This window comes from Xanthomonas sp. MLO165 (genome assembly GCF_018831305.1).
GTDB lineage: Bacteria > Pseudomonadota > Gammaproteobacteria > Xanthomonadales > Xanthomonadaceae > Xanthomonas > Xanthomonas arboricola.
On the sequence record NZ_CP029263.1, the window covers coordinates 800956 to 823783 of the forward strand.

The window sequence follows — 22828 nt, forward strand, 5'->3', positions numbered from 1 at the left end:
CGGCATGCACGCCTCCCTCGACGAAGACTCGTTGCTGTCTGCATCGCCGCTGTTGGCCGGGTTGCGCGCGGCCGCGCCCAGCCTGCGGCGGCGTGTGCCGCAGCAGGACGAGAGCAGCCGATGGCATGCATTGCGCATCGGCGAGCGCGCGTATCGGGCAGCGTTGCCGATCACCTTGACCCCGTATGCCTCGGTACGGCCATGTTCGGCGCGCTGCGGCTTCTGTTCGGAAAACCTGCGTCAACACCGTGGTGGCCCGGCGGCAGCGATGTTGCGGCCAGGGCCGGACTACTTTGCGCAGTTGCGCGCTGCGTTGCAGCTGCTGCACGGGGTGCCGTTGTCGTACTCCTTGTCCGGCCTGGAGATGACCGACGACCCGGACTGGTTGCAGGACTTGCTGCAGACCCTGGCGACGACGCCCGACGGCCCGTGCGTGGAGCAGCGTGTGCTGTACAGCAATGGTGCCGGCCTGGCGCGCGCGCAGGGGGCACAGTTGCTCGATGCCCTGGTCGACTTCGGCCTGTCGTGGATCGAGCTGTCGCGTCACCACCCGCTGCAGGCCGGCAACGACGCGATCATGCGCTTTCGTCCAGACGAGCCCATTGCCGATGCGGCCATTTTCGCGCGGACGGCGCAACGCATCGCAGCGCGCCTGCCGGTGCGGCTGGTCTGCATCGTGCAGCGGGGCGGCGTGGACTGTGCCGATGGCGTGGCGCAGTACCTCGCGTGGGCGCGTCGCTGTGGCGCCACGCAGGTGATCTTCCGCGAGTTGTCGCGTCTGGACGATGCGTACCGCAACAATGGCACCTGGCGCTATATCGCGCAGCATCGCATCGGCATGGAAAGCCTGTTGGCGGACTGCATGCAGCAGCCGTGGTGGTCGCATTGGCAAGCCGACGGCATGACCGAGGGTTATTACTTCTGGAATCTGCGCATGCGCAGCGAGGACGGCCTGGAAGTGGTGTTCGAAAGCGCCGACTACGCGGCCATGCACGCACGCCACGCCACCGGCGACCTCTACAAGCTGGTGTTCTTCGCCAATGGCCGCCTGTGTGCGGGCTGGGACCCGGATGCCGATGTGCTGTGGGAGCCGGCCGATGGATGAACTCGATCAGCGCAGCTGGTGGACGCCGGCACCGGATGAGCCGTCCTGGGCATTGCCCGAGGATCTGCGCGCAGCCGATCCGCTTGGCGGGCGCGACTGCGGCTGGGTGAATCAAATGCGCCCGTTCGTGCGGCACTTCAGCGTGCCGGGCGCACAGGTGTTCGATCCGTTCTGTGGATTCGGCAGCACGCTGCTGGCGGCGACGCTGGAAGGGCGTGGCGCGCATGGCATGGAGATCGATGCCGCACGTGCGCAACTGGCACGCACGCGCCTGCAGCGGCACGGCGTGCAGGCGCCGGTCGTGGTCGGCACGCTGGTCGACACCGCGCCTGCGGCGGCGATCGATCTGTGCCTGACCAACGTGCCGTATTTCGGTTGCCACTGGCGCGGTGCGGCACTGCCGGGGCAGTTGTATGCCAGTGCCGATTACGCAGGCTATCTGTCCGGCATGCGGGCGGTATTGCATGCCTTGCGCAAGCGGATGCGAGTGGATGGCTTCGGTGTGGCGATGGTGGAAAACGTCGTCGTCGGCGGGCGGGTGATTCCGCAGGCGTGGGATCTGGGGCGGATCCTTGCCAGCCTGTTCACCCTGCGCGAGGAGCGGGTGCTGTGCTACCGGCGGCCGGGCGCAGCGCTGGCGCCTGCAGGCACGCACAGCAATCGCAGCCACGAGTACGCGCTGATCTTCCAGCACTGCCGTGCGCAGTTGGACCTGCAGCAGGCAGCGCTGCTGCTGCAGGCGCTACGCGCAGACGGCCTGCCGGTGCAGGTGCACGGCAGCTACGCGCGCTGGCTGCAGGCACCCGAGTCGGTGCCGGAGGGGCCGGCGGATCTGGACCTGATCCTGCAGGCGGAGCAGCCGCTCTGGGACCGCCTCACCGTCTGGCTGCAGGCGCAGGGATTCGCCTTGAGCCTGTGGGGCGAGCCATGCCGGGCGCCGGTCGCGTTGGCGGCGGTGCGTGCCCACCACTATCTGCGCGCCGAGCGCATCGGCGCAGACGGCGGCCGCCTGCAGCTGGACCTGCAACTGCCAGCGGATGAACCGCCGTTGCCCTGATCGGCCAAGCGACGCCGCGCGCACACCGGTTGCGGCTATGCTCTGTGCCGGTTTTGGATGCCGGAATGTCTCCATGTCTTGTTCTTCCCTGATTGCGCGCGGTGCCCTGCTTGGCGCGCTGGCAACCCTGGCTGGTTGCGGTGGCAGCAAGGGCGACACCATGCTGATGCGTGAGTCGTTCAATTCCGACGACACCTACTCGCGCAGTGTGGCCTCCACCTCGCCGCAGGCCTGCGAGGCCGCGCGCCGGGTGTTGTTGAGCCAGGGCTATGCGGTGACGCGTGCCGATGCCGCTGCGGTGGAAGGCAGCAAGAACTTCCAGCTCAAGGAAGCCGACCAGAGCGAACAACTCAATCTGCGCATTTCCTGCGCCACGCAGGACGGCGGCAAGGCGCAGGTGTTCGTCAGCGCATTGCAGGACCGTTACGCGCTGAAGAAGAGTTCGACCTCGGCCAGCGTCGGTGTCGGTGTGCTTGGTTCGTTGTCGTTGCCGGTCGGCAGCAGCGGCGATTCGCTGGTGCGCGTGTCCAGCACCACGGTGCAGGACGCGGCCTTCTACAAACGCTTCTTCGACCGTCTGAATTCGTACCTGCCCAAGGTCACCGAAGCGGTGCCTGCACCTGCAACTGCTGCTCCGCCACCGCCACCGCATGCGATATCACAAGCACCGGCTCCGGTGCCTGCGGCCGCTCAGGCCAGCGAGGCGGCCACTGCTCCCGCCACGCCAGCAACAGCTGCGCCGCAACCTGCTGCAACGCCTGTCGCACAGCAGCCGGTGGCGCCATTGCCGGTGGAGGCGCAGGACCCACCGCCGACACCAGCCGAGCTGCCGCAAACCGAGCCAGCAAGCCAACCGTGACGAAGCGATTCAGGCTCTGCTCCAGAGCCTGAATAGCCGGTTGCACGCTTCACGTCGCGTTCTCGACCAAGTGGCGAAAGTGCAGCCATGACTCGCCAAGGGGCGAGATGGAGACAGACGATGAAGATGCGCAATTCCCTCGTGGGTATGTCCCTGATCGCGTTGATGGCAACCAGCACACTGGCGCAGGCGCAGACGCGTTCGTACCAGCAGCGTTACACCGAAGCAGATGAGGGCCGCAAGTTCGGCGATGGCACGCGCGTGCGCTGCCGCAATGTCGAAGTGCAGAAGAACTCGACCGATCCCAATCGCATCGGCGGGACAGTTGCCGGCGCGGCCATTGGTGGCCTGCTCGGCAACCAGGTTGGTGGCGGCAACGGCAAGAAGCTGGCAACCGTGGCCGGTGCAGTTGCCGGCGGCGCAGCGGGCCGCACCATCCAGGGCAACCGCCAGCAAGCCAACGGTAACCGTCAGGTCGAGCGCGTCTGCGAACGCCGCTGAACTTGATGCAGTGAATCCTACGAGCCCCGGTCCTGCCGGGGCTTTCTACGTCTGAGGATGCAGCAGCTTGCTGCCGATCTACACCACCTTGTACCGATGAGTGCGTTCCAGAAGCCCCGCCCGCGGCGGTGGACGGGAGTGATGCGGCCTGCGTCAGTATCAGTATTCGCGCCGCACCGACCGCGCCGCCGCCTCTCCGTGCGTCTATGCGCGATGGCGCTGCTCGGTGTGCAGCTGTTGCAGGCTGCCGCGGCCGCGCCGAGCGAGACCGCACGCAAGGCGTCCGTTGACTGTGTGGATGCCTTGCTGCAGAAGCTGGGCTGGAGCATTCGCAGCGCCGCAGTGGGTGCGCCGGTGATCCAGCGCGGCGAGCCGTGTACGCGCGGTTCGCTTGCGCAGGCGCGTGCGGCCGGCGATCTGCAGCTGACGCTGCCGGCCAGCTGGAACGCGCAGCAACGCGGCGCCGCGCTCAAGGCCTTGCTGGACGACAGCGCCACCCAATGCGCATACGCGTTCGAACTCGGTGCGGCCACACGGCGTGCCACCACGCAGCTACAGGACAACCCGGGCTACCGGTTTTCGGCGCTGCAGCTGGGCTGGATCGGATTCGGCTGGCGTGGCGCGGCATCGCAGGGCTGGAGCGGCTTTCGCAGTTTCGGGCGCGGCTATCAACCGCGCGGCAGCAATGCGCAGGCGCTGGATGCGTTCTATCGCGGCCAGGTGCGCTCCGAATGCGGAGTGGGGCGGCAGGTGGCCCAGCTGGCCACCCAGCGCGAGTTGTATGGCGATGCCGGATTCGATCAGGTGTTCACCTCGGGCGAGTTGTCGATCGGCACGTTTCTGACCCTGCACAACACCGACAGCATCCTGCTGGGTGCGCATGCCGGCGAGTTCTTCGCCGACGGCAAGGCGGCCAGAACCGCGCAGCTGGGGCGGCAGGCATTTGTCGGTGCGCCGGGGTTCATTGCGCATGTGTTCGACAAATCGTTTCTGGACGACATCCACAACCAGGCCGAAAACTTCGTGGTGGTGGACGTCAGCGATGCGGCGGCGCAGGCGCTGGCGCAGCACGGCGGCTTTGCGCACTACGACGCGCTCAATCGGCAGATCTGGGAGTTGGCCAGGGAACTGCGCGGACCGGGCAAGCGTCGCTTCGAGCGGCTGTTGTACGAACGCGATGCCGCGCTGCGCGCCACGCTCGACCCGCAGCAGCAGGCACGCCTGCAAACGCTGCAAGGCCTGCTGGATGACCCGTTCTACCAGGGCTTTCTGGTGTACGTGCATCCCAAGGGCATCAAGCCGATCGGGTACCACGTGGCGCGCCTGCTCGATCGCAATCCGCGCACGCCGTATGCCATCGACCTGACCCTGCACAATCTGCGCAGCACCTTGTACTGGCGTTGGATCGACTGGCAGCTGCAACAGTGCGGCGCCGGCACCGCGACGGAACAATCCATTGAGAATTCCGCCACGCCAGCGTACGCCGGGCGTGGCACCCTGCACTGATCAGATCATGAGGAGCGATTATGGAACTGGGTATGGTGGGTTTGGGCCGCATGGGCGCCAACATGGCCGAGCGCCTGGTGCACGGCGGACACCGCGTGCATGGCTACGATCCGGGCGAAGGTGCGCGTAGCAGTGCGCAGGCCAAGGGCATTGTCACCGCCGATGCGCTGGCTGCACTGGTGTCCGCGCTGCCGAGCCCGCGCGTGGTGTGGTTGATGGTGCCGGCGGGCAAGATCGTCGACGACACCCTGGCGCAGCTGCTGCCGCTGTTGCAGGCCGGCGACATCGTCATCGATGGCGGCAATTCGTACTACAAGGATTCGCAACGCCGCGCCGCGCTGCTGCATGCCAGTGGGATCGCCTTTGTCGATTGCGGCACCAGCGGCGGCGTCTGGGGCCTGCAGGAAGGCTACAGCCTGATGGTCGGCGGCGACGAAGCGGCGGTGACCACGCTGCATCCGGTCCTGGCCACGCTGGCGCCGGCAGCGGACAAGGGCTGGGGCCGCGTCGGCCCGAGCGGCGCCGGCCACTTCACCAAGATGGTCCACAACGGCATCGAGTACGGAATGATGCAGGCCTATGCCGAGGGCTTTGCGCTGATGCAGCACAAGACCGACTTTGCGCTGGACCTGCACCAGGTCGCCGAGATCTGGCGCGATGGCAGCGTGGTGCGTTCGTGGTTGCTGGATCTCACCGCCGATGCGCTGGCGCACAATCCGACCATGGCCGGTATCGCACCGTTCGTGGCCGATTCGGGCGAAGGGCGCTGGACGGTGGCCGAGGCGATCGACCTGGAAGTGTCGGCGCCGATCATCACCTTGTCGCTGATGGAGCGGCTGCGCTCGCGCGACAAGGATTCGTTCACCGACAAGCTGCTGGCCGCAATGCGCAACCAGTTCGGTGGTCATGCGGTCAAGACCACCACGGAAGCCGCGCCGACGATCGGCAGCAAGGACGTCTGAGCGATGCCGATTCCTGCGCGCCTGCATGGCGCGCAGTGCAGGTCTGTTCCATCGCGTCTGTGTCTGGCGACTGCCGGCGTGTCCGCTGACTGATGGCAGTGCGCATCGATGCAGTGCCCGGGCGTGGCACCGCAGAATGCGAGCGCGCCATTGCCGATGCCCAATATCGGCTGGGCGCCTGCACCGGCGCCCGGCCGTGCATCAGTCGCGTGAACCCGCGTTCGCGCCTTCCAGCCATTGCACCTGGCCCGAGGCGGCGCTGCGTTGCGCCAGTTCCAGCAGTTCCATCACCTGCACCGCGTCGGCAGCGCTGACCGGTGCCGGGCCGGCGCCTGCCAGGGCATCGCGAAACGCGGCGTAGCACTGGCGGTAGTCGCCCGGCGTAGTGTCGGGTTGATGGGTATGCACGCGGCCTTCGTCGTCCACGCGGGTCAGCGTGCCCGGAAGCGGGTCCACGCCCCAACCGGCGGTACCGGGGCGGCGTCCGGCGCGTAGCTGGTCTTCCTGGGTATCCAGCCCATGTTTGAGGTAACTACCACGGGTGCCGTGCACGGCAAAGCGCAGGCCGCTGTCGGCCACCAGCGAGCCGGCGTGCAGGATCACGCGCAGCCGCGGGTAACGCAGGGTGACGTGGAAATAGTCGTCGCTGCGCGCCTGGTTGCGCTGGCGCTGCAGGTCCGCGCCGATCGCCTGTGGCGTGCCGAACAGCTGCAGCGCCTGATCGAGCAGATGTGGCCCCAGGTCGTACCAGAGACCGGCGCCGGGGATGTCGCTTTCGCGCCAGCGGTCGCGCACCTGCGGCCGGAAGCGGTCGAAATGCGAATGGAATTCCACCACCTCGCCCAACTGGCCTTCGTCGATCAGCCGGCGCACGGTGAGGAAGTCCGCATCCCAGCGCCGGTTCTGGAACACGCTGACGATGCGCCCGGCCGCCGCCGCAGCAGCCACCACCTCGCGCGCCTGTGCGGCGTCCAACGCAAAGGGTTTGTCCACCAGCACATGCTTGCCGGCGGCCAGGGCCTGCAACGCGAATGGTGCGTGGGTCTGGTTGGGGGTGGCCAGCACCACCGCATCCAGCGCCGGATCGGCCAATGCCGTTTCCAGATCGGCCAGCACGGCGACATCGGGGAAGTCGGCCTGCACCTGCTGCGGCTTGGACGACACCACGCTGTGCAGGGCCAGACCGGGGGTGCCGGCGATCAGCGGGGCATGGAAGGTGCGGCCGACATAGCCATAGCCGACGACGGCCAGATTGAACGGTTTAGGCATTGAAAACGGTTCATCGCAACGACGGAGGAGGCCTGCATGGTATTGCACCCACCCGTGTGCGCCGGGTTCACAACCCCTGCATCCGGCAGTCACGTGTGCACGACGAGCGCCACTGCAGACTGCGGCCACATTCACAGGAGGGTACATCCGATGAAGAACATCAAACATGCACGCAAGTTGCTGGCTCTGGCGCTGTCGTTCGGTCTGACGCTGGGTGCCTCGCAGGCATTCGCTGCGCCGCAGGAGCACGCCGCGCACAAGGATCACGCTGCCGACAACATGAACGAATCCAAGAAGCCGGTGACCGACACCTGGATCACCACCAAGGTGAAGGCCGATCTGCTGGCCACCGACAATGTGTCGGGCACCGACGTCAAGGTCGAGACCAAGAACGGCATCGTCACCCTGACCGGCACGGTTGCCACTAAGGCCGAGCACGACAAGGCCGTGGCAGTTGCCAAGGGCATCGAAGGCGTCAAGAGCGTCAAGTCCACCGGCCTGAAGGTCGTCGCTGCAAAGATGTAACTGCAGCGGTAGCGAATGCCGGGCCAGCCGAGGCGAGGCGGCTGAACCGAGCACAAGGCGCACTCCATGGGGTGCGCCTTTTTTGTTGCCTGCGCGCAAGACGGGCACGCCGACGGGCGGCCGGTCGCTCGCGCCATTTTCACGTTTACTGCACTTATGATATGCCCATTCAGCTATGTCGCCGTGGGAGTGATCAGGCTGAATCGTTAATCTCATCCTGAGCCTGATCGGAGACAATGCCGACTTGCCTTCGGGGCCTTGGCAGCGAGCGGATACAGACCTAGCAATGCAGACAACGGTCCAAGAAGACAGATGGGATCGCTGGCGCCTGCCATTACTGGCGGTTGCCGTGTTTCTGATTGTGGTGGTGCCGTCGCTGCTGCTGCAGCAGATGGCGCACAACGCCAACCAGGCCGCGGTGTGGGTGTCGCATAGCCAGGAGGTGCAGGAGACCGCCCAACGCCTGGAAGCGGCGATGCGCGATACCGAATCTGCGGCCTTGATGCGCTCGCATGGCGTGCAGCGCCCGGCCCTGCTGGAGCGCATGCGGCGCGGCCGGCGCGAGTCGCTGGCGGCGGTGCAGCGGCTGATCGTGCTGACCAAGGACAACCCCGCACAGCAGGTGCGGATGGGGCGTATCCAGAGCACCATCGAGCGGCGCCTGTTGCTGGCCGAGCGGATTGCGGTGACCACCGCGCCGGAGCAGATCCGTCTGCTGATCAACGACATGACCCTGAACAACCCGATCCGCGTGCTGATCGACGAGTTGCAGGACGCCGAGGGCAAGCTGCTGGAGTTGCGCAGTGCGCGCGCCGACACCGAACGCACGCATTACGCAGTGTTGAGCTGGGGCACGCTGGTGGTGCAGTTGCTGCTGCTGGGCACGGTGACCTGGTTGCTGCAGCGGCAGATCCGTCGCCGCCTGGCGGCCGAACAGGAATACCTGCGCGCCAACGGCCGCGCGTCGTCGGTGCTGCAGACCGTGCGCGAGCCGATCGTGCTGCTGGATTCCGGCCAGCGCATCCTGCTGCACAACCCGGCGTTTGCCGAGTTGTACGGGCTGGACGAGCGCGGCAACGAATCGATGCCGCTGGAGGACGTGGGCGATGGCGTCTGGCGCGATGCGCAGATCCATCAGCGGCTGGCCGACGTGTTGCTGCGCGGCCGCGAGTTGTGGGACTACGAACACGAGCAGCGCGCCGCCGATGGCGTGCAGCGCACCATGCTGATCAACGCGCGGCGCATGCCGCTGCCGGACACCAGCGACGAAGACGTGGTGCTGATGACGGTCAGCGACATCAGCCTGCAGAAGGCCTCGCAGCTGCGCATCCAGGAGCTCAACCGGCAGATGGAAGGCAAGGTGGAGCAGGTGTCAGAGGTCAATCGCGAGCTGGAAGCCTTCAGCTATTCGGTCTCGCACGATCTGCGCGCGCCGCTGCGCCATGTGGCCGGATTCTCCGACAAGCTGGCGCGCCACCTGGGCGATGCGGCGGACGAGAAATCGCGTCACTACATGGAAGTGATCAGCAGCTCGGCGCGGCGCATGGCGTCGCTGATCGACGATCTGCTGGTGTACTCGCGCCTGGGCCGCAGCGCGCTGCGGTTGCAGGCGGTGGACATGCAGTCGCTGGTGTCGGAAACCCGCGCGATCCTGGATTCCAACGTGCAGAGCGAGAACACCGGCCACCGTGTGGACTGGCATATCGCGCCGTTGCCGGTGCTGGTGGCCGACGAGAACATGATGCGCCAGCTATGGATGAACCTGCTCGGCAACGCGGTGAAATACAGCACCAAGCGCGAGGTGGCCAGGATCGAGGTCACCTATACGCCGATGGCCGACGGCGGCCACCAGTTCAGCGTGCGCGACAATGGCGCCGGCTTCGACATGGAATACAGCGCCAAGTTGTTCGGCGTGTTCCAGCGCCTGCACAAGGCCAGCGAATATCCCGGGACCGGTATCGGCCTGGCCAGCGTGCGGCGTGTGCTGACGCGTCACGGCGGCCGGGTCTGGGCCGAAGGCGCGGTCGACGAAGGCGCCACGTTCTATTTTGTGCTTCCTCCTGCGCTTGAAGCGCCCAACCAAGAGTTCAATGTATGACCGCCATCCGTACCATTCTTCTGGCAGAAGACAGCCCGGCCGATGCGGAAATGGCCGTCGACGCGCTGCGCGAAGCCCGCCTGGCCAATCCCATCGTGCACGTCGAGGACGGCGTGGAGACCATGGACTATCTGTTGCGTCGGGGCATCTTCGCCGATCGCGAGGAAGGCCTGCCGGCGGTGTTGCTGCTGGACATCAAGATGCCGCGCCTGGACGGGCTGGAAGTGCTCAAGCAGATCCGCAGCGAGGAGTCGCTCAAGCGCCTGCCGGTGGTGATCCTGTCGTCCTCGCGCGAGGAGAGCGATCTTGCCCGCAGCTGGGACCTGGGCGTGAATGCCTACGTGGTCAAGCCGGTGGACGTGGATCAGTTCTTCAACGCAGTCAAGACGCTCGGCACCTTCTGGGCGGTCATCAATCAGGCACCGGAGCTGGACTGACCCATGCTGCAAGAGGGGGGCAAACTGGAGCAGCTGAAGATCCTTCTGGTGGAAGATTCACCGGAAGACGCCGAGCTGTTGTCCGATCAGCTGCTCGATGCCGGGCTGGATGCGGCGTTCGAGCGTGTGGACAGCGAGCCGTCGTTGCGTGCCGCACTGGATGAATTCCAGCCGGACATCGTGCTGTCGGACCTGAGCATGCCCGGTTTTTCCGGCCATCAGGCGCTGCGCCTGGTGCGCCAGAGCGGCGCCACGCCCTTCATTTTCGTCTCCGGCACCATGGGCGAGGAGACCGCGGTCAAGGCGCTGCAGGACGGCGCCAACGACTACATCATCAAGCACAATCCGACCCGTCTGCCGAGCGCGGTGATCCGCGCGATCCGCGAGGCGCGCGCCGACCTGGAACGCCAGCGCGTGGAGAGCGAGCTGATGCGCGCGCAGCGGCTGGAAAGCCTGGCAATGCTGGCGGCCGGGTTGAGCCACGACCTGCGCAACATCCTGCAGCCGTTGCTGATCGTGCCCGACCTGCTGGCCGGACGCACCGACGATCCGCAGCTGCGCCAGCTGGCCAACGTGGTGGCCGAGTGCGGCCGGCGCGGGCACGAGATGGCCGAGTCGATGCTCTCGTTCGTGCGTGGCTCCAACAAGCCGCGCGAGCAGGTGTCGATCGCCAGCCTGTTCCAGGCCGTGCAGATGCTGCTCAAGAGCAGCCTGCCCGACGGCGTGCGCCTGCAGATGGACACGATCCCGCTGGACCTGACCATCGAGGCCAACTACACCGAGTTGCAGCAATGCCTGCTCAACCTGGGCCTGAACGCGATCCAGGCGATGCCGGGCGGCGGGATGCTGACCCTGTCGGCCGATCGCCACGACGGCACGCGCGTGCGCATGAGCGTGGCCGACACCGGCGTGGGCATGAACGAGGATACCCGCGCACGCCTGTTCAGTCCGTTCTTCACCACCAAGGCCGATGGCACCGGCCTGGGGCTGATTTCCTGCAAGCGCATCGTCGAAAGCTACGGCGGCAGCATCGTGGTCGACAGCCGCCTGGGCGAGGGCACGCGGTTCGACATGATCGTGCCGATGCGTGCGGCCGCAGTGACGATTGCCGACACCGAGCCGCCGCTGGCGTTGGGGCATGGGCAGCGCATCCTGCTGGTGGATGGCGAGGCCACGCGCCTGTCGCTGCTGGGCAATGCCTTGTCCAGCCAGGGCTATCAACCGCAGCTGGCCACCGACGGCGCGGCGGCGCTGCAACTGGTGCAGCAGCACGCGATGCCGGACCTGGTGATCATCGACAGCGACATCATCCAGCTCTCGGCGGTGAGCGTGTTGTTGAGCATGCAGGAGCTGGGCTACCACGGCCCGGCGATCGTGCTCGAGGATGTCGGCGCGCCGCTGCAACGTTCGCACTTCCCGCCGGATATCCCGGTGCATGTGCTGCGCAAACCACTGGAAATGCGCCGGGTGTTCCGCGCGGTGGCGCATGCGCTGGAAGCGGCCTGAGGCCAGTATCTGGCGCGCTGCGGGCGGGCAGGCTCAGATGCGGCACGATTGCAACAGTTGACGCCCACGCTGGCCGCATGCGCGAATAACGCATGACCACCGTGCTTCTCAGCCTCGGCAGCAACGTCCAGCCGACCCACTACCTGCGCCTGGCCGTCGACGCCTTGCGCGCACGCTTCGGCCAGCTTGCCGTCTCGCCGGCGTACCGCACGCCGGCGGTGGGCTTCGACGGGCCGGACTTCGTCAACAACGCCGTGGCGCTGGACACGGACATGGAGCTGGCTGCGCTGGATCATTGGCTGCATGCGCTGGAAGATGCGCACGGCCGCGATCGCAGCGGCCCGCGTTTCAGCGACCGCACGCTGGACGTGGATGTGGTGTTCTTCGGCGATTGCATCATCGAAGGCCCCGGTCATCTGCGCATCCCGCGGCCCGAGCTCAAGCATGCCTTCGTGTTGAAGCCGCTGGCCGATATCGCACCCGACTTTGTCGACCCGCTGAGCGGGCAGACCCTGGCCGCGCTGTGGCAGGCGCACCCGCAGCACGGCATCGCGTTCACGACGGTGGCGCTGGATGCGGCCCCGGCGCTGGATGTGGCGCGCTAGCGCCGTTGCAGCTCAACTGAGCTGGCGGCCGCCGTCCACATGCAGGGTGTGGCCGGTGACGAAGCCGGCGTCGTCCAGCAGCCAGCGCACCGCCTCGGCGATTTCCTCCGGCGTGCCGATGCGGGCCAGCGGCGTGCGTGCGAGCAGCGCCTGCATGGCCGCTGCGGATTTGCCTTGCTCCGGCCACAGGATCGCGCCGGGCGCGACCGCGTTGACGCGTACCTCCGGTGCCAGCTCCAGCGCGAGCGAGCGGGTCAGCATTTCCAGCGCACTCTTGGACGCGCCGTACAGCGGGTGATTGCGCATCGGCTGCTGCGCGTGCAGGTCGGTGATGTTGACGATGGCGCCGCGGTGCTGGCGCAGCTGCGCGGCGGCAGCCTGGGCGATGAAGAACGGTGCGCGTGCATTGACTGCGAACAACTCGTCCCATTGCGCGGCTGTCGCTGCGCCGAGCGCGGTGGGGTAGAACGCGGAGGCATTGTTGACCACGCCATCCAGGCGGCCGAACGCGGCGATGCAGTCGGCGACCAGCTGCGCCGGTGCCTCCGGCAGGCGCAGATCGGCGTGCAAGGCCTGTGCACTACCGGCGCGCAGGGCGCAGAGCTCCGCTACACGCGCGCCGAGCGCCTCGCCGGAGCGGTGCGCATGCAGGGCGACGCGGTAGCCGGCCGCATGCAGCGTGGTGGCGATCTGCGCGCCGATCCGGCGACCTGCACCGGTGATCAACACCACCTTGGAACTGTCTGTCATGGCGTACTCGCTCGGCGTTGCAAAGGGCTCGGCTATCCTGTGCATTGTCCCCGCAACCGGTGCCCGCATGCACGCCGACCTTCCTACTCCCGATCCGGACGCCCTGGCGCATAGCGACCGGCTGGCCGCGCATCTGCGCGCCGAGATCGCCGCCGCCGGTGGTGCGATTCCATTCTCGCGTTTCATGGAGCTGGCGTTGTACGCGCCGGGTCTGGGCTATTACAGCGCCGGCTCCAGCAAGTTCGGCGAGGCTGGCGATTTCGTCACCGCACCGGAGCTGGGGCCGTTGTTCGCGGCCACCGTGTCCGGGGCGCTGGCACCGGTGCTGCAGCAGCTCGGGCCGCAGGCGCGCGTGCTGGAAGTGGGCGGCGGCAGCGGTGCCTTTGCCGAAGTCACGCTCAAGCGCCTGCTCGAGCTGGATGCGCTGCCGGAGCGCTACGCGATCCTGGAGCCCAGTGCCGACCTGCGCGAGCGTCAGCGCGAGCGGTTGGGACGCAGCCTGATCCCGCCGGTGTTCGATCTGGTGGAGTGGCTGGACGGGCCGTTCCCGGACGATTGGGACGGGGTGCTGTTCGCCAACGAAGTGATCGACGCATTGCCCACGCCGCGCTTCACGCTGCGCGACGGCGAGGTGTATGAAGAAACCGTGGTGCTGGATGCGCAGCAGCAATTCGCGCGCGGCGAGCAGCCGGCCGATGCCTTGCTGGGCGCGGCGGTGCGGCATCTGGAACGTTATCTGGAGCAGCCCTTCGCCGATGGTTATCGCTCCGAGCTGCTGCCGCAGTTGCCTTACTGGATCCAGGCGGTGGCTGGCGGTCTGAAGCGCGGCGCGATGTTGTTCGTCGATTACGGTTACCCGCGTGGCGAGTTCTATCGTGCGCAGCGCGAAGACGGCACCCTGCGCGCGTTCTATCGCCATCGTATGCATGAGGATTTGTATCGCTGGCCGGGCCTGCAGGATCTGACTGCGTCGGTGGACTTCACCGCGTTGGCCGAGGCCGGCACCGGAGCCGGTTTCGAGTTGGCCGGCTACTGCACGCAGGCGAGTTTTCTGCTCGGCAATGGCCTGGATGCGTTGTTGGCGCAGGCCGACACGCGCACCGACGAAGTAGGGCGCATGCGGCTGCGCGAGCAAATCAAGCGGCTGACCTTGCCCAGCGAAATGGGCGAGCGCTTCCAGGTGATGGGTTTTGCGCGCGATGTCGATTTTGCGCCGGCATTTCTGGCGGGCGATCTCACGTGGCGGCTGTGACGCAGACGCTGCGCCCGTTTCATCGGCCGCGGTTGTGGGTGGGGTTGTGGATCGCTGCGATCGTGGTGGTGATCGCGGTCTGCCTGGGGCCGCCTCCGGAGATTCCGGAGCTGCCGGATAACAGCGACAAGGCCGAGCACTTTTTGACCTTCGCGCTGTTGTGCTGGGGCGCGGTGCAGTTGTTTGCCACGCGCCGCGCGCAGGTTGGTGCGGCCATCGGTCTGGTGGCTTTAGGCGTTGGCATCGAGATCGCGCAAGGCGCACTGACCACCAACCGAAGCGCCGACCCATACGATGCGCTGGCCGACACGCTGGGCATTGCTGCAGGCCTGTGCCTGGCGTGGACGCCGTTGTGTCTTGTGATGTTGCGGATCGACCAGCGCCTGTTCGCGCGGGGTTGAGTTGCGTGCGCGCATGCGTGTACGAATGCGCGTGTGCGCCAGGCACTGCCGTTATCGAGCGGTGTACTTGCGATGGCGCATTGACGCATTGACGCATCGGCAGCGGGTAGCGGGATGTCGTGGCAGCTGCCTGCAGTGTGTGGAGTCCCGGATCCGGCGCATGGCTGCATCGGGTAGCAGCCACGCGTACATCATCGGATGAGACGTCGATCGCAGCCTGTGGATGCGCGGGTTACAGCTTCATGCTCAGGCCAAGATAGAGCTGGCGCCCTGCCGCTGGCGAAAACATTGGCTGCGCCTGCGTCCAGAAGAAGCTGTCGTACCACACGTAGGCATACTCGCGGCCGGTGGCATTGCGGACCTGCAGATCCACGCTCCAGGCGGGATTGATGGTGTATCTGGCGGTGAGATCCAGGGTGGCGAAGCCGCCGTATTTGCCGGCCAGGTTGCGCTCTTCCAGATAGTAGTCGCCTTGCGCGCGGCCCTGCATTCCCAAGCGCAGCGCAGCGGTCGGGCGGTACTCGACGCCGACGTTGCTGATGTAACGCGGCGTTGCGGCCACTTCGCGGCCGACCAGCGACACGCTGGCATCGCGGTCGTCGCGTTCGATCTTTGCCTCCTGGTACGCGTGCGATGCCCATAGCGTCCACCTGTCGCCCAGCTGCGCATTGATCTGCGCATCCACGCCACGCCTGCGTGTCTTGCCCAGGGTGACGGTGGTGCCGGTGGCGGGCATGTTGGAGACTTCGTTGGCCGCATCCTGTTGCCACACCGCAATGCGCGCCTGGCCGCCCTGGAACGGGCTGAATTTCATGCCCAGCTCCACGCCGGTATTGGTGGATGGGCGGACGTCCGCCTGCCCGGCGGTGAGGTAAGCCGGCGCCGTGGACCCGGTCAGCACCTGGAAGCTGCGGCCCCAGTTGGCATAGACGTTGGTGGTCGGGGTGAAGGCGTAGACCAGGCTCAGTTTGGGCTGCTCGATGGTGCCGTAGCGCTGCAGCGGCGCGCGAACGCCGCCGGGCAGTCGGGTGTCGCCGTCGAAGCGGTCCACACGGTAGGCCGGCACGATCTTCAGCGCCTCGGTCGGCTGATAGATCGCCTGCACGTAGGCGCCCCAGTTGTCGAAGGTGTGGCGGTCGTCGTTCTGGATGCGTGCCGGCGTGGCATCGAAATCGGTGGGCTCGGCGTAGCTGAAGCGCTCGCGTCGGTAGGCGTTGTCCTGATGCTCGTAGTTGATGCCGCCTTCCAGGGTGAGCGTGTCGCTGCTGCGCCAGGTCAGCGTGTTGAGCATGCCGACCTGGGTCTCGTCCCAGATGCGGCGCTGGCGTGGCGCATTGCCGGTGGGCAGGTCGCTGAAGGTCACCCGGCGGTCGTCGTGATAGCGGTTGGAGTAAAGCTTGGTGCCGAAAAACAGCCCGTCTGCCAGCTTTAGATCCAGATGGACGCCGAACTGGCGCATGTCGCGGTCGTCGCCGTCGTTGCGGTTGCGCAGGTCCGAACTGCGACGGTCTGCCTGCATTTCCGCTGCGGTCATGAAGCCGGGTTCGTCGGCCTGGTTGTGATAGACGCGTGCGGTCAGGCCGATGCGCATGCCGTCGTCGAGGTTGCCGTAGAACCATTTGCCGCCCAACGAATACTTGCTGGAGGTGTCGTGGTCGCGGTAGCCATCGGAGGCCTGCACGCCGACGAAATAGTTCTGCGCAAACCCGTCGCGTTCGCGTCCCACGGCCAGCTGCGCATCGCGGGTGTTGAAGCTGCCGTAGGTCAGGCGCGCGTCGGTGTAACTGCCGCCCTGGCGCGTGCCGAAATTGATGTTGCCGCCGATATTGTGCAGGCCGTAGCGCGGATCATTGGTGCCGCGCACCACTTCGATGTAATTGATTTCCAGCGGGAACAGCATGTCGATGAAGCGCTGGTTGCCACTGTTGACGTTGCTGGGGATGCCGTCGATCAGCGTCTTGATCGCATTGAGGTAACCCTCGCCGTTGAAGGCGCGAAAGCTGACCTTGCCCGATTCGGCGCCTTGCCGGGTTTCGGTGAGCTGGATGCCGGGCATCTGCCCGAGCAGCTCCCAGCTATAGGACACGTTTTTGTCCTCAATCTGATCGGCCCCCAGCACGTCCACCGAGGTCAGTACCTGATGCGCGGTGAGTTGGCCTTCGCCATGCTGGTGGACATCGACCTTGCCGAGCGTCAGCGCCGAATCGGACGACTGTGCGCGTGCCTCAGGGAGCAGCAGAACGGCGCCGACGGCCGCCGCGAGAATGTGGATCTTCATGGATCGGACAGCACCAATGCGAAGTGGGAAACCGAATGTGGCATCTTTTGCAATATTATAACATAAATGACAAATCTTCGATCCGAGCCGCAGGGCGCTCGCGGTGCGCGTGCGCTGCCGGGGGCTGGATCGCGGCAGCCAGAGCGCTTCGCACCGCGCTCAGCGGTGGCTGCGATCAGCAGGATTGGAGGCCGGCAGCAGCTCCGGTGACCAGGCGTGGCTGGCCTGGTGCAACAGGCTTGGGTGGCAGGCGGCAGGGGGGGCGGTCGCGTCGGTACGTGCCGGCCGCTGATGCCGGTGTTCTGCAGAGCGTTAGCCGGGCATGCGTACCGCGCGTTCGCGTAACCACTTGGTCGCCACCCACTTTTCGCCGGCCAGGACCGGTGCGCCGGCATGCAGGCTGCGTGTCATTGGATGCGGGCGGTCGTAGCTGAAGAACACCGCATTGCCTTTGACGGCGGCAACGTCCAGGTGCGCATCGGGAAAGCGCGTGGCGCCGCCGCGTTCCGGCGTGTTGAGATACATCACCAGCGATGCGACGCGTTGGCCGCCGGCCTGCAGCAACACCGGCGTGCCGGCGGCCGCGGGGTCGAAGTAATCGTAGTGCGGTTGATACTCGGCGCCGGTGGCATAGCGCAACACCTGCAGTCCTTCGCCGTGGTCCACGGGCCAGTCGAGCAGGCGGGCGATGCGTGCTTCGATGCGTTGGCACAGCGCATCCTGCCCCAGCTGCAGGCACATGCTGTGGCTGGTGCGTGCGGCATGCACGATCTGCGCGCCGTTGTCGTTGTCCACCGTGCGCGAACGCGCCAGGCGTGGCTGCGCCAGTGCGATCAATGCCTCGCATTCGGCATCGGACAGGAAATCGTCCAGCACCACCACGCGCGGCAGCAACAGGCTGACCAGCACGCGCACCTGGCGATCGCCCAGGTCCAGCAACGAGGCATCGTTGTGCTGCAGCACTGCCGGCACGCGCACCGGCACCGGCAGGCCATGCGTCTGCGCGTGCTGGTGGATGTGGTCGCGCAGCAGGGCCTCGACTGCATCGATGGCGTCCTGTTCGTTCCAGCCCTGATCCAGGAGCGGCTGTAGCGCTTGTTCGGGCGGCTGGCCGGCCATTGCCTGCGCAATGATCCAGTCGCCCAGGGCAGCGGGGATGGGAGGCGGAGTCATCCTCCTACAGTGCATGTCAATGTGTGGCAGGCATGTGTCAATTGTGTCGTCGTAAGACAAATGAAACAGACAGCCCCTATAAAAGTGACGGGGATCTTGAACGTGCTCGCCACTGCAGTGAGCGGAACGCAACCAATTCTTGACGACTCCTCTTCATACCGGACCTTCCTTGACCTGGAGATCAGCCGCATGTCCGTTCGCAATAGCAGCAAGACACTTCTCATGACCTTTGGTACCGCGCTGGCCTTGTCGGCCTGCGGTGGTGGTGCCGATCGTGTCGCCTCGCCCGGCGAGGGCGCATTTCCGCCGGCACCGACGCCGGCTCCCGCACCGACCCCGGCGCCCACGCCTGCACCGACGCCCGCTCCGGCACCGACCGGCCCGGCCGCCGATTGCCCGACCGGTTTCTCCAACGTCGGCACCATCGCCAACAACACGCTGCGCGCCTGCCAGCTGCCGGACACCATCAACGGCAACCTGGTGGTGCCGGCACGTGCGGGCACGGCGTATTCGATCAGCGGACGCGTCAACGTGGGCACCGACCGCGGCGGCAACGCCATCGCACCGGCCGCCGGCAGCACGCAGGGCATCCTGACCATCGAGCCGGGCGTGACCCTGTTCGGTTCGGCGGGTAGCGACTACATCGTGGTCAACCGCGGTTCGCAGATCTTTGCCGAAGGCAGCGCCACCGCCCCGATCGTGTTCACCGCGCGCCAGGCGCTGGAGGGCCAGGTCAGCGCCAACACCATCGGCTTGTGGGGCGGCATCGTGGTGCTGGGCCGTGCGGCCATCAACAACTGCCCGGGCACCACGGTCTCCGGTACGCCGGAATGCCAGGCGCAGGTGGAAGGTACCAATGCGTTCTACGGCGGCAACAGCGCCACCGACAACAGCGGCTCCATGCGCTACCTGCGGGTGATGTATTCGGGCTTCGAAATTTCGCCCAACAACGAGCTGCAGGGCATCACCCTGGCCGGCGTGGGCAGCGGCACGCGCCTGGATCATGTGCAGATCCACAATAGCTCCGACGACGGTATCGAATGGTTCGGTGGCACCGTCAACGGCAGCCACATCGTGATCACCGGCGCCGACGACGATTCGCTGGATACCGACGCCGGCTGGAACGGCGCCCTGCAGTTCGGCATCGTGGTGCAGCGCGCCGGTGGCGGCGACCGCATGAACGAGTGGAGCAGCCTGCGCCGTCAGCCGTATTCGCGCCCGAAGGTGGCCAACTTCACCTACGTGGGCAATGCGCGCGCCGGTGCGGCGATCATGCTCAACCAGGGCACGCAGGCCGCGTTCTACAACTCGGTCGTCACGCGTCCGGCCGGTGGCAGCGGTGATGGCCTGGTGTGCTTCAACCTGGCCGATGCCGACACGCTCGGGACCTTCAACTCGGTGTTCTTCGCCTGCCCGACGGCCTTCGGCAGCGACGCGCGTGCGGCCACCCAGTTCGCGGCCGGCACCAACAACGTCACCAACGGCGTGTCCACGTTGCAGAACACCTTCGTCAATGGCGCCAACGAAAGCGCCGTGCCGGCCTTCCAGGGCTTGAACGGGGTGAGCAGCTTCTTCCAGCAGGTGAACTACATCGGTGGCGTGCGCGATGCCAACGACACCTGGTGGCAGGGCTGGACCTGCGGCCTGACCGCCGATCGTCCCTGCTGAGGCACAGCATCGCAAGGCAGCCAACGCGGCTGCCTTGCGATGCGTCCAGCTTCATTCTTCAGTTGCCAGGGCTCCCACGATGCGAACCTCCGCTGTCGCCCGTCTCTCGCGGACGGGCCTGTCTCTTTCCATTTCCACCTTGCTGTTTTCCGGCGCTGCGCTGGCGCAGTCGACCACCACCGATGCCGGCTCTGCCAGCGGCAGTAGCAGCACCGCCACCAGTGCGCCCAAGCAACTCGACCAGGTCGTGGTGCGCGGCGAGTACATTCCCGAGCCGATGCTGCAGACCTCGGAGGTGGCATCGTTCGTCACCCGTGAGGACATGGAGCGCACCGGCGACAGCAGCGCGGCGGTAGCGCTGACGCGTGTCACCGGGCTGAGCCTGTCGCGCGGCAAGTATGTGTATGTGCGCGGCCTGGGCGAGCGTTATTCGTCGGCATTGTTCAACGGCTCGCCGTTGCCCAGCCCCGAGCCGATGCAGCGCGTGGTGCCGCTGGATCTGTTCCCCAGCGACGTGCTGGCCAGCGTGACTGTGCAGAAAACCTATTCGGCCGATTATCCGGGCGAATTTGGCGGTGGCGTGATCGATCTGCAGTCGATGGCGGTGCCGGACAAACCGTTCCTGTCGCTGACTGTAGGTGGCGGCGTCAACAGTGTCAGCACCGGCGAAAAAGGCCTGACCTATTACGGCTCCGGCGATGACGAATGGGGCTACGACGATGGCACCCGCAAGCAGCCTGCCGCGTTGCGCGATGCGATCCAGAGCGGCCGGCGCGTGGATCTGGGCAGTTTCTCGCGCGAGGACATCCGCCGTATCGGCCGCAGCTTGAACGACGCCAACCTGTATGTGCTGCAGGAAAAGGACAGCATCGCCCCGGACGTCAATGTCGGCGGCAGTGCTGGTTACAGCATGGACGTGGGCGAGGCCAAGCTGGGCATCATCGCGGTGGCCAGCTACGACAACGAGTGGCGCACGCGCACCGGCAAGCAGCAGGACGGCATCTTTGTCGGCGATACGGTCGAGTTCAATTCCAACTACGACTTCGCCACCACCCGCAACAACGTGCGCACCAACGGCATGCTGGGCCTGGGCTGGGAGTACGGCCGCCACACCATCGGCTGGACCACCTTGTATGTGCACGATGCTTTGAAGGTGGCGCGCAGCCGTGCCGGCCGCGATGAGCTGGCCGGTTTCGATGTGCGCGACGACAACACCGAGTGGTACGAGCGCCAGCTGATCAACAACCAGCTGCGCGGCACGCACGCGTTCGGCGAGTACGACGATCTCAAGATCGAATGGCGCGCAGCGGTGGCCAATGCCAGCCGCGATGTGCCGTACGAGACCGGCATCCGCTACGAGTTGCTCGATGGCTATTGGGCGCACGATGCCTCGCGCGTGCAGAACTACACCCGCTTCAGCAAGGTCGACGACAAGGTGGCCAGCGGCGGGGTGGATGTGACCTGGCGTTTGCCGATCGAGCACGACTTCACCGTCAAGGGCGGTCTGGCCTATCTGGACAACGATCGCAGCGCGTGGAGCCGCGAGTTCCGCTTCCTGGCGCTGGACGGCCCGCTGCCGTTCTACAACCAGTTCCAGCGTGTGGATTACCTGATCTCCGATTACAACCTCAGCAACGATCTGCTGCGCCTGCGCGAGACCACCGGCAGCTTCGGTGCGGCCGCGTACGATGCGACCCTGAAGGTCAAGGCGGCGTATCTGCAGGCCGAGGGCGAGATCGTGCCGACCCTGCGCGCCACCGTCGGTGTGCGCTACGAAGACGCCACCCAGGCGGTGCATCCGTACGACATCTTCACTGGCGTACGCCAGGACAGCGTGGCACCGCTGGAGAACAGCTACGCGCTGCCATCGGCCACGGTGACCTGGAACTTTGCCGAGAACCAGCAGCTGCGCTTTGGTGCGTCCAAGACCATCGCGCGCCCGCAGTTCCGCGAGATGGCGCCGCAGCAGTATCTGGACCCGGATATCGATCGCCAGTTCTTCGGCAACCCGTTCCTGGTCGATAGCGAGCTGGTCAACCTGGATGCGCGGTACGAGTGGTTCTTCGAGCCGGGCGAGTATTTCACCGTCGGCGCGTTCTACAAGAGCATCGACAAGCCGATCGAAGCCATCGTCAACGATGCGCCCGGCGGCGGCATCGTGCAGAGCTTCATCAATGCGCCCGAGGCCACCTTGTACGGCATCGAGCTGGAGGCCAAGAAATATCTGGACCTGCCGATCGCGGCCGACTGGTGGGGCGACAAGCGGGTGTTCGTGTCCGGCAACTACACGCGCACCAAGTCGGAGGTGAGTGCCAGCGATGGCGACACCGTGCAGCCGTTCGGCTTCACCGCACCGGTGCAGGCGACCTTGTTCATCCGCGATGGCTCGGCCTTGCAGGGGCAGTCCGATGACATCGCCAACCTGCAGATCGGTGTGGAAAGCGAGAGCACCCATAGCCAGGCCACCTTGATCGCCAACTATGTCGGCGAGCGGGTGTCCGCGCGTGGCCGGCCGGGGCAACCGGATTACATCGACAAGCCCGGCACCTCGCTGGATCTGGTGATCAAGAAGGGCCTGGTGTGGTCGGGCAATACGCTGTCGTTGAACTTTGCCGCACGCAACCTGCTCAAGACCAAGTACCAGGAATATCAGAGCCTGGGCAGCAATCGGGTGGACCTGTACGAGTACCAGCCCGGCGTGACGTATGACCTGAGTGTGACAGCGCGCTTCTGATTCGACGCCCGCTGCCGGTATCGCAAACGCCCGCCCTGCCTCGCATGGCGGGCGTTTGCATCTGGGTCTGTGTCGCCGTGTGTCGGCCTGTGTCATCACTTTCTTCGAACTGACACATTGCTGCCGCATTCTGTCATCCGAC

Annotated in this window: 19 protein-coding genes; 15 read left to right on the forward strand and 4 right to left on the reverse strand. The window is 66.1% G+C overall.

Annotation, left to right across the window (positions count from 1 at the left end; translation table 11 throughout):
* Positions 1-4 precede the first annotated feature (4 nt).
* The 6 genes from DGN21_RS03420 (at position 5) to gnd (ending at position 5990) form a co-directional block, all read left to right on the forward strand.
* The gene (locus tag DGN21_RS03420) at positions 5-1105 is read left to right on the forward strand and encodes a hypothetical protein (protein WP_065032113.1); all 1101 of its coding nucleotides are present in this window, start codon (positions 5-7) and stop codon (positions 1103-1105) included.
* The gene (locus DGN21_RS03425) at positions 1098-2162 is read left to right on the forward strand and encodes a DNA methyltransferase (protein WP_160955174.1); all 1065 of its coding nucleotides are present in this window, start codon (positions 1098-1100) and stop codon (positions 2160-2162) included. Before DGN21_RS03420 ends, DGN21_RS03425 begins: the two co-directional genes overlap by 8 nt.
* 73 nt (positions 2163-2235) lie before the next feature.
* Complete coding sequence (locus DGN21_RS03430) at positions 2236-3021, forward strand: DUF2242 domain-containing protein (protein WP_160955175.1); 786 nt, start codon at positions 2236-2238, stop codon at positions 3019-3021.
* 120 nt (positions 3022-3141) lie between these two features.
* Complete coding sequence (locus tag DGN21_RS03435; RefSeq protein ID WP_024939674.1) at positions 3142-3522, forward strand: glycine zipper 2TM domain-containing protein; 381 nt, start codon at positions 3142-3144, stop codon at positions 3520-3522.
* 141 nt (positions 3523-3663) lie between these two features.
* Positions 3664-5028, forward strand: a complete 1365-nt coding sequence (locus DGN21_RS03440; protein WP_252374685.1) for a hypothetical protein — start codon at positions 3664-3666, stop codon at positions 5026-5028.
* A gap of 20 nt (positions 5029-5048) precedes the next feature.
* On the forward strand, positions 5049-5990 hold the full coding sequence (gene gnd, locus DGN21_RS03445; RefSeq protein WP_039514966.1) for a phosphogluconate dehydrogenase (NAD(+)-dependent, decarboxylating): 942 nt from the start codon (positions 5049-5051) through the stop codon (positions 5988-5990).
* A 201-nt stretch (positions 5991-6191) separates the two neighbouring features.
* On the opposite strand, the gene DGN21_RS03450 is transcribed toward gnd, so the two are convergent.
* Positions 6192-7259 (reverse strand): oxidoreductase, encoded by a 1068-nt coding sequence (locus DGN21_RS03450; RefSeq protein ID WP_215825123.1) that lies wholly within the window; start codon positions 7257-7259, stop codon positions 6192-6194.
* A 150-nt stretch (positions 7260-7409) separates the two neighbouring features.
* On the opposite strand from DGN21_RS03450, the gene DGN21_RS03455 reads away from it, so the two are divergent.
* From DGN21_RS03455 to folK, 5 genes are all read left to right on the forward strand, one after another.
* The gene (locus tag DGN21_RS03455) at positions 7410-7784 is read left to right on the forward strand and encodes a BON domain-containing protein (RefSeq protein WP_215825124.1); all 375 of its coding nucleotides are present in this window, start codon (positions 7410-7412) and stop codon (positions 7782-7784) included.
* A gap of 286 nt (positions 7785-8070) precedes the next feature.
* Entirely contained in the window at positions 8071-9882 is a 1812-nt protein-coding gene (locus tag DGN21_RS03460) for an ATP-binding protein (RefSeq protein ID WP_024939669.1), read from the forward strand.
* A complete protein-coding gene (locus DGN21_RS03465) occupies positions 9879-10319 on the forward strand; it encodes a response regulator (protein WP_016900854.1) in 441 nt (146 codons plus the stop codon). Before DGN21_RS03460 ends, DGN21_RS03465 begins: the two co-directional genes overlap by 4 nt.
* 3 nt (positions 10320-10322) lie before the next feature.
* On the forward strand, positions 10323-11825 hold the full coding sequence (locus DGN21_RS03470; protein WP_024939668.1) for a hybrid sensor histidine kinase/response regulator: 1503 nt from the start codon (positions 10323-10325) through the stop codon (positions 11823-11825).
* A gap of 92 nt (positions 11826-11917) precedes the next feature.
* The gene (gene folK / locus DGN21_RS03475) at positions 11918-12430 is read left to right on the forward strand and encodes a 2-amino-4-hydroxy-6-hydroxymethyldihydropteridine diphosphokinase (protein WP_184432155.1); all 513 of its coding nucleotides are present in this window, start codon (positions 11918-11920) and stop codon (positions 12428-12430) included.
* Positions 12431-12442: 12 nt separating this feature from the next.
* Here folK and DGN21_RS03480 read toward each other — a convergent pair whose 3' ends face one another.
* Entirely contained in the window at positions 12443-13180 is a 738-nt protein-coding gene (locus DGN21_RS03480) for a pteridine reductase (protein ID WP_184516089.1), read from the reverse strand.
* Between DGN21_RS03480 and DGN21_RS03485 the strand changes: the two genes are divergently transcribed.
* Both DGN21_RS03485 and DGN21_RS03490 read left to right on the forward strand, forming a co-directional pair.
* Positions 13179-14432, forward strand: coding sequence for an SAM-dependent methyltransferase (locus DGN21_RS03485; RefSeq protein ID WP_024939666.1), 1254 nt, complete (start codon positions 13179-13181; stop codon positions 14430-14432). The genes DGN21_RS03480 and DGN21_RS03485 overlap by 2 nt on opposite strands.
* Positions 14420-14833, forward strand: a complete 414-nt coding sequence (locus tag DGN21_RS03490) for a VanZ family protein (protein ID WP_026063984.1) — start codon at positions 14420-14422, stop codon at positions 14831-14833. The genes DGN21_RS03485 and DGN21_RS03490 overlap by 13 nt, the downstream gene beginning before the upstream one ends.
* A 232-nt stretch (positions 14834-15065) precedes the next feature.
* On the opposite strand, the gene DGN21_RS03495 is transcribed toward DGN21_RS03490, so the two are convergent.
* Together DGN21_RS03495 and DGN21_RS03500 are read right to left on the reverse strand one after the other, a co-directional pair.
* Positions 15066-17111 (reverse strand): TonB-dependent receptor, encoded by a 2046-nt coding sequence (locus DGN21_RS03495; protein WP_184577070.1) that lies wholly within the window; start codon positions 17109-17111, stop codon positions 15066-15068.
* Between the two features lie 312 nt (positions 17112-17423).
* The gene (locus DGN21_RS03500) at positions 17424-18284 is read right to left on the reverse strand and encodes a 2OG-Fe(II) oxygenase (protein WP_160955181.1); all 861 of its coding nucleotides are present in this window, start codon (positions 18282-18284) and stop codon (positions 17424-17426) included.
* Between the two features lie 189 nt (positions 18285-18473).
* Between DGN21_RS03500 and DGN21_RS03505 the strand changes: the two genes are divergently transcribed.
* Both DGN21_RS03505 and DGN21_RS03510 read left to right on the forward strand, forming a co-directional pair.
* Positions 18474-19952 (forward strand): hypothetical protein, encoded by a 1479-nt coding sequence (locus DGN21_RS03505; RefSeq protein WP_184551415.1) that lies wholly within the window; start codon positions 18474-18476, stop codon positions 19950-19952.
* A 79-nt stretch (positions 19953-20031) separates the two neighbouring features.
* Complete coding sequence (locus DGN21_RS03510; protein WP_054591904.1) at positions 20032-22686, forward strand: TonB-dependent receptor; 2655 nt, start codon at positions 20032-20034, stop codon at positions 22684-22686.
* The last annotated feature ends 142 nt before the right edge of the window (positions 22687-22828 follow it).

Bases quoted from the DNA above. Each gene is read 5' to 3' on its own strand.
- DGN21_RS03500 (WP_160955181.1), bottom strand. From the start codon at position 18,284: ATGACTCCGCCTCCCATCCCCGCTGCCCTGGGCGACTGGATCATTGCG.
- DGN21_RS03425 (WP_160955174.1), top strand. From the start codon at position 1,098: ATGGATGAACTCGATCAGCGCAGCTGGTGGACGCCGGCACCGGATGAG.
- DGN21_RS03450 (WP_215825123.1), bottom strand. From the start codon at position 7,259: ATGCCTAAACCGTTCAATCTGGCCGTCGTCGGCTATGGCTATGTCGGC.
- DGN21_RS03465 (WP_016900854.1), top strand. From the start codon at position 9,879: ATGACCGCCATCCGTACCATTCTTCTGGCAGAAGACAGCCCGGCCGAT.
- DGN21_RS03420 (WP_065032113.1), top strand. From the start codon at position 5: ATGCACGCCTCCCTCGACGAAGACTCGTTGCTGTCTGCATCGCCGCTG.
- DGN21_RS03480 (WP_184516089.1), bottom strand. From the start codon at position 13,180: ATGACAGACAGTTCCAAGGTGGTGTTGATCACCGGTGCAGGTCGCCGG.
- DGN21_RS03505 (WP_184551415.1), top strand. From the start codon at position 18,474: ATGTCCGTTCGCAATAGCAGCAAGACACTTCTCATGACCTTTGGTACC.
- DGN21_RS03510 (WP_054591904.1), top strand. From the start codon at position 20,032: ATGCGAACCTCCGCTGTCGCCCGTCTCTCGCGGACGGGCCTGTCTCTT.
- DGN21_RS03440 (WP_252374685.1), top strand. From the start codon at position 3,664: ATGCGGCCTGCGTCAGTATCAGTATTCGCGCCGCACCGACCGCGCCGC.
- DGN21_RS03485 (WP_024939666.1), top strand. From the start codon at position 13,179: ATGGCGTACTCGCTCGGCGTTGCAAAGGGCTCGGCTATCCTGTGCATT.
- gnd (WP_039514966.1), top strand. From the start codon at position 5,049: ATGGAACTGGGTATGGTGGGTTTGGGCCGCATGGGCGCCAACATGGCC.
- DGN21_RS03435 (WP_024939674.1), top strand. From the start codon at position 3,142: ATGAAGATGCGCAATTCCCTCGTGGGTATGTCCCTGATCGCGTTGATG.
- DGN21_RS03460 (WP_024939669.1), top strand. From the start codon at position 8,071: ATGCAGACAACGGTCCAAGAAGACAGATGGGATCGCTGGCGCCTGCCA.
- DGN21_RS03495 (WP_184577070.1), bottom strand. From the start codon at position 17,111: ATGAAGATCCACATTCTCGCGGCGGCCGTCGGCGCCGTTCTGCTGCTC.
- DGN21_RS03455 (WP_215825124.1), top strand. From the start codon at position 7,410: ATGAAGAACATCAAACATGCACGCAAGTTGCTGGCTCTGGCGCTGTCG.
- DGN21_RS03430 (WP_160955175.1), top strand. From the start codon at position 2,236: ATGTCTTGTTCTTCCCTGATTGCGCGCGGTGCCCTGCTTGGCGCGCTG.
- folK (WP_184432155.1), top strand. From the start codon at position 11,918: ATGACCACCGTGCTTCTCAGCCTCGGCAGCAACGTCCAGCCGACCCAC.
- DGN21_RS03470 (WP_024939668.1), top strand. From the start codon at position 10,323: ATGCTGCAAGAGGGGGGCAAACTGGAGCAGCTGAAGATCCTTCTGGTG.